The following is an 11796-nucleotide window of genomic DNA, read 5'->3' on the forward strand; positions in this document are numbered from 1 at the left end:
CCGTACGTGCCAGTACCGGGGACGACGACCTCGACCTCATCCTGGCCGACCTGGCCCTCGTCGACGACCTGCCGTGGGCGGCTCCCCCGGAGCCCGTCCCGCCCCGCCGCGTGCTGCTGACCGGAGCGACAGGTTTCCTCGGCGGCCACATGCTCCTCGATCTGCTGCGGCACAGCGACGCGCACGTGTACTGCCTGGTGCGCGCCGGGGACGAGCCGGAAGGGCTCCAGCGCCTCGGTGCGGCGCTGACCAGCTACTCGCTGCCGTGGTCCGCCGAGATCCGCAGGCGGGTGAGCGTCCTGCCGGGCGACCTCCGCAAGCCGCATCTCGGCCTGACGGTCGATCGGTGGAACGAGCTGGCCCAGGAGCTGGACGCGGTCGTCGGCGTCGGCGCGGCGGTGGACTTCCTGCGCGGCTACCCGTCGTTGCGACAGAGCAATGTGCTGGGTGCGCTCGCGCTGGCGGAACTGGCGGCGGCCGGGCGCCCCAAGCCGCTGCACCACATCTCGTCGATCGCGGTGTTCAACGAGGTCGGCATCGCCTCCATGGGCGAGGACGACCCCCTCGCGCACATCGACCGCCTCGTCGCCGGCTACGACAAGTCGAAGTGGGCCGCAGAGGCCGCACTGCGGCGGGCCCGTGATCACGGTCTGGTGGTCACGGTGCTGCGGCCGGGCGGTATCGGCGGGCACACCAAGACAGGCGCCTACAACTCCCAGGACCTCAGCAGTGGGCTGCTCTCGGCCTTCAGCCGCTTCCGCAGCGTCCCCGCGTTCCGCTACCTCAACGCCGCCCCCGTGGACTGGGTGAGCCGAGTCGCGGTGGCCGTCATCTGCGAGCCCAGCGCCTGGGGATACAACTACAACCTGACCGGCACACCGAACACCCTCGACGATGTCGTGCGGGACATGAGCCTGGGCGGCATGAACGTCCGGGTGCAGGACTGGGACGAGTGGCGAGCCGGCACCCTGGCCCGTCTCGAGGCCGAGCCGGTACCGGAACTCGACTTCCTGACAAGGGTGTTGCAGAGCCCAACGGCTCTGAAGCTGTGCGAAGCGACGCTGACGGGACCCGCGGCCACGGGCAGGCGCACCGAGGCCTTCGTGGCCGCGCAGGGCCTCACACCCGCCGCGCGCTACGACACCCAGGCACAGCTGAAGACATTCGAGAGGCTGGCGCATGACGGTCTCGCCCGGCTGCCCGAGCGGGCCGACACGCCGTACCTCTGGTTCCCCGAGACGATGGAGGGGAGCCTGGGCCCCGCGGGCCAACCCGCCGAGAGTGCCTGCACGCTGTCGCTGACCCTGTCGATCGCCAGCATGTACCAGCTCATCCGCGAGCGACGGGTCGACGTCGCGGGCGAGCTCCGCTGCCCCCTGATGCATGCGGAACCGCTCGTGGTGGAGCATGGTGACCTCTGGGTCCGGCCGCAGGAGGGGATCCCGGAGCGGCACGGCCTGCGCCACCCGCTGCTCAGGTACCGGCTGACGCTGCGCGACGCAGACGGGCAGCGCTGGTGGCTGGAGGGTCGGAAGTATGCCCGCGCCCGGCGTGATCTGTGGCGGCAGACGCGAGCACTGACCGTGGCGATCGGCCGTGCGGGCGAGCCCGCCCACCTGGCGGGTGAGGTCGTCGTGCCGGCCGAGAGCTACCTGCGCGAACAGATCGACGGCATCCGTGTGAACCCGCGCCTGTCCCCTCAGGAGCAGCGGATCGCCAAGCTGACGTGGCTGCTCTGGTTCGGCCGGGAAATCGGCATCGGACTGCTCGGCCCGTTCACCCGGGTGGGTGCGGACCTACTCGACATACGCCGGAACCTGACACTGACGGAGCGCCCGTGATGACTCTGCGACCGCTGTACGCTCGCCTCGCAGAGGCGCGCGTGGAAGAGATGCCGTTCGTCACCAAGGACGGGTTCAGGCTCGGCCTGACCCGGGTCGCGACCGACGACACCGACCGGCCCGCCGTCCTGCTGCTGCACGGCCACACCGCCTCGTCCGACATGTTCCTGCTGCCCGAGACCCGCAACCTGGTCGAGGTGCTGCTGGACGCGGGCTACGAGCCGTGGCTGCTGGACTGGCGCGGCAGCTGCCGCCTCCCCTACAACGAAACGGGGCGTCGGTACACCTATGACGACGTCGCCCTGTACGACATCCCCGAGGCCGTTGGGCGCATCCGGCAGCGGATCGGCACCCGGCCGCTGTTCGTGGTGGCGCACTGCATCGGCGCGCTCGCGCTGTCGATGAGCATGACCGCGGGCCTGGTGCCCGGGCTCGCCGGCGTGGTGGCGCAGGGCGTGTTCCTGACACCGAAGCTGGCCGGACGGACCTCGCTGCGCATGACCCTGGGCAGCGAGCTGCTGCGGTCCCGCATCGATCACGTACCCGTGGACTTCCGCACGGTGGGCTTCCGGTCGCGTCACACGTTGCTGTTCGCCCTGGCCTCCCGTAAGGCGACCTGTCCCGACCCCACCTGCCAGATCCTGCACAACTCGGCCTGGGGCATGGGGGCTTCGCTGTTCGTACACGAGAATCTCTCGGCGGCCACGCACAACCGACTGGCTGAGCTGATGGGCCCCGCACCTGTGTGGATCTGGCCGCATCTGCGCCGCATCGCGCTGGCGCGCAGCGTCGTGCGCTGGCACCACGGCGACGACCGCTACCGCGCGCTGCCGGCGAACGCCCTCGACCAGGCATCTGGTATCGACTGCCCCGTCCTGCTGCTGTCCGGCAGCGAGAACGGGCTCTGGCTGAACTCCCAGGAGCTCTGCCACGAGGTGCTGACCGCCAGGCAGCCGCAGCTGGATGTGACGTACACCGAGGTCCCCGGCTACGGCCACCTCGACATGTTCATCGGTCGTGGCGCGGCGCTCGACGTGTTCGGACACGTCCTCGACTTCCTCGGCAGGGTCGGTGACTGAGCGTCGGTGACTGAGCGAAGGACCCGCACTCCCAAGCCGACTCGATCACGACGCAGGAGGACATGACGCCATGGCTCGATTCGCAGTCGGACGCGCCCGGTTGACGTTCGGCGACGGGTGCCGCCGCGAGGGTGTCCCGCCGGTGTTCAGCCACGGCAGGACGGCCGACCGACACCGCCGGGACCACCGGACGGCTCACTTCGCCGTGCAGCGACGGCTGATCCGGCCGGCTGTGCGCGGGCACGGCGAAAGCGACGGCGGGGCACACGATCGAAGAGACGGCAGCTGACGTCATGGCCCTCCTCGACCACCTGGGAGTCAACCGCTTCGTGGATCGGCCCTTCGATGGGCGGGGTGATCAGTCAGACGCCGGCCCTCAGCAGTCCGGAGCGGATCGAGCGGAGGGGGCTGGTGAACTCGATCAGCCGGATGGAGTACAGCCCCGGCCGCGGGCTCCTGATGAGGCTGTCGGCTGCCCCTTTGGGGCTTCGTCGCGGGCAACACCCACCGCGCCTTCGGGCCCCTGCACCCTCGCGCGCAGATCCGACGGTACGTCCATGCGTCCGCGTCCACACCCCGGGACGTGGTCATGAGCGGTTACGCGGCGACGCGGTCCTTCGACGTGCTCGGCGCAGTCGGCGCCATCAAGGTGCCCGTCCTGCTGCCGCACGGACGTCATGCCAACCAACTGCCGGTGTCCCGGATGCCGCGGATGGCCACGGCCTACCCGGACGCGGTGGTCCGGCTCGTCGACGCCGTCACGAACTGCGGATGGAGAGACCCGCCGCGGTGACGTCGGCGATCGACCGGTTCCTTACGGCCGGCGCACCCGTCACCCCGTAGCGCCCGCCTCACCCAGCATCCCGAGCGTGCGCGACATCCGGCGCGACCGTTCCTCCCCCACTAGGAGTGCACTCTCATGTCCACGACCGTTCCGCCCGGCAAGACGTCCGCGGCGATACCCGGCCCCGCGGGGTCGCCGCTGCTCGGCTCGATGCTCGAACTCAGGCGCGGTGCTCTCGATCTCTTCCTGGACGCGCGACGCGACTACGGCGACGTGGTCCGCTTCACCGCAGGGCCGCCCGGGCTGCGCAAGGAGATCTACGCGGTCTTCTCCGCCGAGGGCGCCCAGCAGGTCCTGGCGACCGAGGCGACCAACTTCCGCAAGGACAGCCGCTTCTACCAGGAGGTCCGGGCCACGGCGGGCAACAACCTGCTGACCAGTCAGGACGCTGTATACCAGCGGCAGCGTCGGCTGCTGCAGCCGCTGTTCACGCGGCGCCGGGTCGACAGCTACGCCGCGGAGATCGCCGAGGAGACCCAGGCACTGCTCACCGCCTGGCGCAACGCGCCGGACGACACGGTGGAACTGGTCGAGGACATGTCGCGGCTGACCCAGCGCATCACGGTCCGCATCCTCTTCGGCGCGGACTTCGAGGCCGCCCTCGATGTCGTGGCACGCTGCTTTCCGGTCGTCGGCGACTACATCCAGCGTCGGAGCTACTCGTTCGTCAGTGTGCCGCGCACCTGGCCGACGCCCATGAACCGCAGGGCCGCCGCTGCCACGGAAGAGCTGTACTCGGTGTGCGACCGGGTCATAGAGAAGCGGCGGGCGCAGGCGGACGCGTCGGCGGCGGAGGACATGATCACCCTGCTGGTCCAAGCGCAGAACGCGGAGGACGGCAAGCTGGACGCATCGGAGGTCCGCGACCAGGCACTGGTGTTCCTGCTCGCCGGCACCGAGACGACGTCGACCTCGCTCGCCATGGCGTTGCACCTGCTGGCTCGGCACCCCGAGGCACAGGAGCGCGCCCGCGAGGAAGTCCGGCGCGTGCTGGGGACCCGTGCGCCCGTCTCCTCCGATCTGGACGAACTCCCCTATCTCAGCTGGGTGTTCAAGGAGGCGATGCGCCTCTACCCGGCTGGGGCCTTCGTCACGCGCAACGCGGTCGCCGCCACCGAGATCGACGGCTACACGATTCCCGCGGGAGCGGAGGTGCTGGTCTCGCCCTGGGTGACGCAGCGGCACCCGCGCTACTGGGACGAGCCGGAACGCTTCGACCCCGAGCGGTTCACACCGGAGCGCGAGAAGGCCCGGCACCGCTATGCCTGGTTCCCCTTCGGCGGCGGCCCGCGGGCATGCATCGGCAGGCATCTGTCCATGCTGGAGTCGGTGATGGCCCTTGCGCTGATCCTGCGGCAGTACGAACTGGACGCGGTGGACGAACACGTTCCCGTCACCTACGGGGTCACTCTGCGCACGGAGACCCCCGTCCGCTGCCGGCTGCGTCCCGCGTAGCGCGGGTTCCCGTCCGTGCGCGTGTCCGAGGTCCGGGCGCGTACGGACCGGCCGACCGGACGTCCGTCGGGCAGGCCGGTAGCGGTACCCGGCCCGGCCCGCGAGATCGCCGCGCCTGACGGTCTCGCGGGAGCGGCCGCACTCCACCCGAGGTGGAGTCGACCACCCACCATCTAGCACGATCAGAGGTGCCCATGCGTTGGGAGCAGCTTTACATCGCCGGAGTCGGCGCGTACCTGCCCGCAGCAGTCGACAAGGCGGAAACCGCCGTCGCCGCCGGTCTGTACGCCGCCGACGCGGCGGAAGCGAACGGAATTCGCGCGGTCCGGGTCGCCCGGGCGGACGAGGCACCGCCGGTGATGGCGGCCGCGGCGGCGCGCCAGGCGGTGGCCCGCTCGGGGTGCGAGGAGGCGCAGTTCGGGCTGGTGGTGCACGCCTGCTTCGGCTACCAGGGGCAGGAGTTCTGGCAGCCGGCCTCATACGTCCAGGACAACTCGGTGGGCGGCACCGGTGCGGTGGCCGAGGTGCGCCAGGGGTCCAACGGCTCGCTGATCGCCTTCGAGCTGGCGGCCTCCTGGGTGACCGCCCGCCCGGGCAGCGCCGCGCTGGTGACGGCGGGGGACTCCTTCCACCTGCCGTACTTCGACCGCTGGACCAGCGACGACTCCCAGGTCTTCGGCGACGGCGCGGGCGCCGTGGTGCTCACCTCCAGTACGGGCTTCGCCCGGGTGCGCTCCACCGCCACGCTCTCCGACGCCACGCTGGAGCCGATCTACCGGGGCACGGCGGGCTGGTCGGTGGGACCGTTCCTGGACGGCCGGCCGGTGGACCTGCGGGAGCGGAAGCTCGCCTATGCCGCCACGGTGGAGGAGGGGGCGGAAGGCAGGATCATCGCGCGGATGGGCGGCAATCTGCTCGCCATGGTCGAGACCGCGCTGCGGGACGCCGACGTCGAGCTCGCCGACATCGCGTACGTGCTGCACGCCAACACCGGCGCGCGCCTGGTGGAGAACGGCTTCTACAAGCTGCTCGGCATCGACGACACGAAGACCGTCTACGAGTGGGGGCGCGACATCGGGCACATCGGCGCCGCCGACCAGCTGGTCAACCTGAACCACCTCGTCGAGAGCGGCCGGCTGGCTGCCGGTGATCTCGTGCTGGTCTTCGGGGTCGGTATCGGCTTCACCTGGAGCGCGGCGGTGCTGGAGATCCTGGACGTCCCGGCCTGGGGATGACCCCGCACCGAGCCCCCGCTCCCGGCCACCCCAACTGCGCGATGCCCCGACCGGCAGACACCGGTCGGGGCATGCCCGCCTGGGGGAGGGCGCCGTCGCCGCACCGCTCCACCGCTGGATCGGCGGCGGACACGGCGGTGCGGGCTCACCGCACGGGGGTGAAGTCCCGGGCCCCGATGAAGTCCGGCCGGCGCACCGGCGCGGCGAACGGCTCCACCGCCGTGTTCTCCACGCTGTTGAACACGATGAACACATTGCTGCGCGGGAACGGGGTGATGTTGTCGCCGGAGCCGTGCATGCAGTTGCAGTCGAACCAGGTGGCCGAACCGGCCCTGCCGGTGAACAGCCGGATGCCGTGCTCGCCCGCCAGCGCGGTCAGCGCCTCGTCGGACGGCGTGCCCGCGTCCTGCATCTGCAGCGACTTCTTGTAGTTGTCCTTGGGGGTGGCGCCGGCGCAGCCCAGGAACGTCCGGTGCGAGCCCGGCATGATCATCAGGCCGCCGTTGGTGTCGTGGTTCTCGGTCAGCGCGATCGAGACGGACACCGTGCGCATGTTCGGCAGGCCGTCCTCGGCGTGCCAGGTCTCGAAGTCCGAGTGCCAGTAGAAGCCGCTCGCACCGAAGCCGGGCTTGACGTTGATCCGCGACTGGTGGACGTACACGTCCGAGCCGAGGATCTGCCGGGCGCGGCCGACCACCCGCGGGTCGCGCACCAGGTTCGCGAACACCTCGCTGATCCGGTGCACCTCGAAGACCGAGCGGATCTCCTTGGACTTCGGCTCGACGATGGAACGCTCGTCGGCGCGGATCGCCGGGTCGGTGACCAGCCGGTCCAGCTCACGCTTGTAGACCTCGACCTCGTCCGGCGTGATCAGCTGGTCGACGGCCAGGAAGCCGTCGCGCTCGTACGCCTGCAGGTCGGCCGTCGGGATCGGGCCCGGCGTGTCCGGGGAGCCCCAGACGACCGGGTCCTGGCGCGGGACGGTCACCTCGGTGGTGCCGCGGGTCGGGTAGAGATCCTTCACGGGGGCAGTGGTCATGGGTTCTCACACCTCCTCGGGCTCGGTGAGCAGCGGGTAGACGCCGTTCTCGTCGTGGTCCTCCCGTCCGGTCACGGGCGGGTTGAACACACAGAGGCAGTGGAAGTCCTCCTTGACGCGCAGGGTGTGCCGCTCGTGCCCGTCGAGGAGGTACATGGTGCCGGGGGTGATCGTGTACGTCTTCCCGGCCTCGTGGTCGGTGAGTTCGGCCTCGCCCTTGGTGCAGACGACGGCCTCGATGTGGTTGGCGTACCACATCGACGTCTCGGTCCCGGCGTACAGGACGGTCTCGTGCAGGGAGAAGCCGACCCGCTCCTTGGCGAGGACGATCCGCTTGCTCTCCCAGGTGCCGGACTTCGCCCTGACGTGCCGGTCGGTGTTCTCGATGTCCTTGAACGATCGGACGATCACGGTGCTGTTCTTCCTCCTAGCTGTACGAAAGACGCCTGGTCAGGCGGTTTCCCGGACGGCACGGGCGAGGACGCTCAAGCCCTCGTCCAGCTCGTCGGGGGTGATGGTGAGCGCGGGCAGCAGCTTGACGACCTCGCCCTCGGGGCCGGACGTCTCGATCAGCAGCCCCAGCTCGAAGGCCCGCCGGGCGACCCGTGAGGCGCGCGCCTTGTCCTCGAACTCCAGACCCCACACCAGCCCGCGCCCGCGGTACTCCTTGACGTCGGCGAGGTTCTCCTCGGTGATGGAGATCAGCGCCTGCTCGACCTGCTCCCCACGGGAGCGGGTCTGCTTCTCCATGGCCGAGCCGTCGGTCCAGTACGCCTCCAGGGCCGCCGTCGCCGTGACGAACGCGGGGTTGTTGCCCCGGAAGGTGCCGTTGTGCTCGCCGGGCTCCCAGACGTCCAGCTCGGGCTTGAACAGGCACAGCGACATCGGCAGCCCGTAACCGCTGATCGACTTGGACACCGTGACGATGTCGGGGGTGATCCCCGCCTCCTCGAAGGAGAAGAAGGCGCCGGTACGGCCGCACCCCATCTGGATGTCGTCGACGATGAGCAGCATGTCCTGCCGCTCGCACAACTCCTTGAGCGCGCGCAGCCATTCGGGCCGGGCGACGTTGATGCCGCCCTCGCCCTGCACGGTCTCCACGATCACGGCGGCCGGCTTGTTGAGCCCGGAGCCCTGGTCCTCCAGCAGCCGCTCGAACCACAGGAAGTCCGGGACCGTGCCGTCGAAGTAGTTGTCGAACGGCATCGGCGTGCCGTGCACCAGCGGGATGCCGGCACCGGCCCGCTTGAAGGCGTTCCCGGTGACGGCGAGGGAGCCCAGGGACATCCCGTGGAAGGCGTTCGTGAACGACACGATCGCCTCCCGCCCCTTCACCTTACGGGCCAGCTTCAGCGCCGACTCCACGGCGTTGGTGCCGGTCGGCCCCGGGAACATGACCTTGTACGGCAGGTCCCGCGGGCGCAGCACCAGATCCTGGAAGGTCTGCAGGAAGGACCGCTTGGCCGTGGTCGACATGTCCAGGCCGTGGGTCACCCCGTCCCGGGACAGGTAGTCGATCAACGCCCGTTTGAGCACGGCGTTGTTGTGGCCGTAGTTGAGTGAGCCGGCACCGGCGAAGAAGTCGAGGTACGCATGACCGTCCTCGTCGTACATCCGGCTGCCCTGCGCGCGGTCGAAGACGGTGGGCCAGCCGCGGCAGTAGCTGCGCACCTCGGACTCGAGGGTCTCGAAGACGCTGAGGTCGGGCTGGGTGATGGTCACGGTGAATCGCTCCTCAGTGGGCGGTGAAGTCGGTCAGCGGACCGATGCGATAGAGGACTTCGGGGTCGTGCGGGCCGTCCGGGAACAGCTCCGCGGGAAACAGCACCGCACGCTCCAGGTGCGCCCCGTGCCGGGCGGCGAACGAGGTGAACAGCCGCTCGGAGGCGGTGTTGCCGGGCGTGATGGTGGTCTCCACGTCGGTGATGCCGTGCTCGGCGGCGAGCCGTGCGGTCAGCCCGTCCAGCAGCCGGGCGGCGATGCCGTGACCCCGGTATGCGGCGTCGACGGCCACCTGCCAGACGAGCAGGGTGCGGGGGTGGTCCGGCCGCACATAGCCGGTGACGAAGCCGACCGGCTCCCCGTCCGCACCGCGCGCCACCGCCGAGGTGCCGGCGAAGTCCCGGCACCACAGCAGATAGCTGTACGAGGAGTTCAGGTCGAGGGTTTTCGAGTCCTTGGCGAGACGCCAGAGCGCGGCTCCGTCGGTCACCGCCGGCTGGTCGATGAACAGGTCTGCGGGTGCGGCAGTCATGCGGCACGAATTTAGCGAGGCGAATTAGGAAATGCACGGCCGTCACCACTGTGCCACGCAGACGCCTCGGCGAAATGCCCGAATTAACCCCCGTCAAAGCGGGACAAAAGTACCGCACTGTGGAGTGTGTCACAGCACGGAAACCGTCAGAAAACCGCCAGGAAACTTGCCTGTTTAGCCTTGCAAAAAGCGGGCAGAAGAAGACGGGAAGCTGTCACCCGGGAAATTGGCGTGAATTGTGAAGCTCAATTGAATTCAGACTCCGGCGGTGCCGTCGATTCGTTCACGCAGAATGTCGGCGTGTCCGTTGTGCCGGGCGTACTCCTCGATGAGGTGGATCAGCACCCAGCGCACGCTCACCTCGACGCCGGCCATCGGTCCGTCGGCGATCCGCCCGGTGTCCTCCAGCGCCCGTCCGGCAAGCAGCTCCCGGCCGCGCGCGATCTCCCGCCGCCACACGTCCAGCGCCTCTTCGAGGCCCCGCCCGGGATCGAGGGCGTACCCCGTCTCCTCGTCGAACACCAGCGGCGCGTCCAGCCCGGCCACCACCCGCCGGCACCAGTTCCGTTCGACCTCGGCGAGGTGCTGGACGAGCCCGAGCAGCGTCAGCGACGACGGCTCCGCGGAGGGCAGCCGCACCTGCGTGTCGTCCAGCCCCCGGCACTTCAACTCCAGGGTGGCCCGGTGAAAGTCCAGCCAGCTCTCCAGCATGGGCAGCTCGGGGCCGGTCAGCAGGGGGATCGGGCGGCCGTCGGGAAGGGTCTCGGGGATACCGGGGCTCCGGGGTGTCTGCGGCGTGGTCATGCCGGGAGGATCGCACGGGGTACTGACATCACCACGGCCGCGCATCCACGAAGGGGCGCCCTTCCGACCGGCCTAGCGCCGAACGCCGAGTGCCGTCCCGAGCGCCGCCAGACACCTTTCCACGGTCTCCGGAGAGGCGTCCGCCCCGTAGTGGTTGACCCGGATCATCTCCTTGGCCAGCGCACCCCCTCCGGCGGCGACCGGCAGTGTCGGGTCGCCGGTCAGGGCCCGCGTCACCACCTCCGATGCCCTCACCCCCGACGGCACCCGAAGCGTCGTCGCCACCGGCGCCGCGTCCTTCTCCTCGTACACATATGGCTCAAGCCCCCCGCCCAACGCCACCGCGCCCGCCCGCGTCGCCAGCGCGGCGGCCCGGTGCCGGTCCATCACCGCATCCAGCCCCACCGACTCGATCCGCTCCATACACGCCTCCAGCGCCAGCATCTCCAGCTGCGCCGGAGCATGCGGCAGCACCGCTCGCCCGGCGTCGATCCAGCGCTCCTTCCAGTCCAGCAGGGACAGATAGGAGCGGCGCGGAGCGTTCGGGTTGGCCGCCATCCGGGCCCACGCCCGCTCGCTCACCGAGATCGCCGACACCCCCGCCGGACCGCCCATCGCCTTCTGCGCGCCGATCACACACAGGTCCACACCCCACGCGTCCGGCAGCACCGGCTCCGCGCCCACGGAGGCGACCGCGTCCAGGTAGAACAGCGCGCCCTGCTCCCGTACCGCCTCGCCGATCTCCGCGACCGGGTTGGTGTTGCCGGTCGCCGCCTCCGCGTGCACCAGCGAGACGAAGTCGATCTCCGGGTGGTCGGCGAACGCCTCCCGGATCTGCTCGGCGGTCACGGCCGTGTGGAAGGGGACCGAGAGGTCGTACACCGTCGCGCCGCAGTCCCTGAGCCAGTTCCCGAACGTCTGCCCGTACGGGCCGGTGATCACGTTCAGAGCCACCGTGCCCGGCCCGGCCGCCGCGCGGATCGCGCCCTCCAGCGGCAGCAGCGCCTCACCCTGAGTGATCAGCACGTCCTGCCGGGTGTCCAGCAGCCGGGCGACGGCGTCCTCGATGGCGGCGAAGCGCTCGGCACTCAGCGGGGGCAGATCGAGGAAGGGGTGGCTCACGGCGGCGCTCTCTTCGTTCACGGGCATCGGGACTCCCCTGATCTTAGGTGCAAAGGCCCCGTAACCCTCGGTTTGATTTGAGAGACTCAAACTCTTCCTTATAATCGGAGCACTCAGTTCCCC

The 11796-nt window shown here is 70.0% G+C and carries 10 protein-coding genes and 1 pseudogene; 5 read left to right on the forward strand and 6 right to left on the reverse strand.

Annotated elements, in window-relative coordinates; all coding sequences use genetic code 11:
• The 5 genes and pseudogenes from ABZ624_RS25305 to ABZ624_RS25325 form a co-directional block, all read left to right on the forward strand.
• Positions 1-1841 (forward strand): thioester reductase domain-containing protein (locus ABZ624_RS25305; protein ID WP_360093183.1); only part of this gene is annotated, 1841 nt, incomplete at its 5' end.
• Positions 1841-2920 carry an alpha/beta fold hydrolase gene (locus ABZ624_RS25310; protein ID WP_360093186.1) on the forward strand — a complete coding sequence of 360 codons (1080 nt, stop codon included), beginning with the start codon at positions 1841-1843 and terminating at the stop codon, positions 2918-2920. The genes ABZ624_RS25305 and ABZ624_RS25310, both read left to right, overlap by 1 nt.
• A 70-nt stretch (positions 2921-2990) precedes the next feature.
• Positions 2991-3763: pseudogene (locus ABZ624_RS25315) on the forward strand (alpha/beta fold hydrolase).
• 76 nt (positions 3764-3839) lie between these two features.
• Positions 3840-5219, forward strand: coding sequence for a cytochrome P450 (locus tag ABZ624_RS25320; protein ID WP_360093189.1), 1380 nt, complete (start codon positions 3840-3842; stop codon positions 5217-5219).
• A gap of 194 nt (positions 5220-5413) precedes the next feature.
• Positions 5414-6454 carry a ketoacyl-ACP synthase III family protein gene (locus tag ABZ624_RS25325; protein WP_360093192.1) on the forward strand — a complete coding sequence of 347 codons (1041 nt, stop codon included), beginning with the start codon at positions 5414-5416 and terminating at the stop codon, positions 6452-6454.
• 145 nt (positions 6455-6599) lie between these two features.
• Here the strand turns inward: ABZ624_RS25325 and thpD are convergent, their stop codons facing one another.
• The 6 genes from thpD to ABZ624_RS25355 all read right to left on the reverse strand — a co-directional run bounded on the left by thpD (position 6600) and on the right by ABZ624_RS25355 (position 11673).
• Positions 6600-7493 carry an ectoine hydroxylase gene (thpD, locus tag ABZ624_RS25330; protein WP_360093195.1) on the reverse strand — a complete coding sequence of 298 codons (894 nt, stop codon included), beginning with the start codon at positions 7491-7493 and terminating at the stop codon, positions 6600-6602.
• A gap of 6 nt (positions 7494-7499) precedes the next feature.
• Positions 7500-7904: an ectoine synthase gene (locus ABZ624_RS25335; protein WP_360093198.1), complete on the reverse strand. Its 405-nt coding sequence runs from the start codon at positions 7902-7904 to the stop codon at positions 7500-7502.
• 39 nt (positions 7905-7943) lie between these two features.
• Positions 7944-9215: a diaminobutyrate--2-oxoglutarate transaminase gene (gene ectB / locus ABZ624_RS25340; protein WP_360093201.1), complete on the reverse strand. Its 1272-nt coding sequence runs from the start codon at positions 9213-9215 to the stop codon at positions 7944-7946.
• Between the two features lie 13 nt (positions 9216-9228).
• The gene (gene ectA / locus ABZ624_RS25345) at positions 9229-9747 is read right to left on the reverse strand and encodes a diaminobutyrate acetyltransferase (RefSeq protein ID WP_360093204.1); all 519 of its coding nucleotides are present in this window, start codon (positions 9745-9747) and stop codon (positions 9229-9231) included.
• 255 nt (positions 9748-10002) lie between these two features.
• On the reverse strand, positions 10003-10551 hold the full coding sequence (locus ABZ624_RS25350; RefSeq protein ID WP_360093207.1) for a DinB family protein: 549 nt from the start codon (positions 10549-10551) through the stop codon (positions 10003-10005).
• A 72-nt stretch (positions 10552-10623) separates the two neighbouring features.
• Positions 10624-11673, reverse strand: coding sequence for an aminotransferase class V-fold PLP-dependent enzyme (locus ABZ624_RS25355; RefSeq protein ID WP_360093433.1), 1050 nt, complete (start codon positions 11671-11673; stop codon positions 10624-10626).
• Positions 11674-11796 lie beyond the last annotated feature (123 nt).

It is taken from the genome of Streptomyces sp. NPDC007205 (assembly GCF_040634095.1).
Lineage (GTDB): Bacteria > Actinomycetota > Actinomycetes > Streptomycetales > Streptomycetaceae > Streptomyces.

Bases quoted from the DNA above. Each gene is read 5' to 3' on its own strand.
- ectA (WP_360093204.1), bottom strand. From the start codon at position 9,747: ATGACTGCCGCACCCGCAGACCTGTTCATCGACCAGCCGGCGGTGACC.
- ABZ624_RS25320 (WP_360093189.1), top strand. From the start codon at position 3,840: ATGTCCACGACCGTTCCGCCCGGCAAGACGTCCGCGGCGATACCCGGC.
- ABZ624_RS25325 (WP_360093192.1), top strand. From the start codon at position 5,414: ATGCGTTGGGAGCAGCTTTACATCGCCGGAGTCGGCGCGTACCTGCCC.
- thpD (WP_360093195.1), bottom strand. From the start codon at position 7,493: ATGACCACTGCCCCCGTGAAGGATCTCTACCCGACCCGCGGCACCACC.
- ABZ624_RS25350 (WP_360093207.1), bottom strand. From the start codon at position 10,551: ATGACCACGCCGCAGACACCCCGGAGCCCCGGTATCCCCGAGACCCTT.
- ABZ624_RS25310 (WP_360093186.1), top strand. From the start codon at position 1,841: ATGACTCTGCGACCGCTGTACGCTCGCCTCGCAGAGGCGCGCGTGGAA.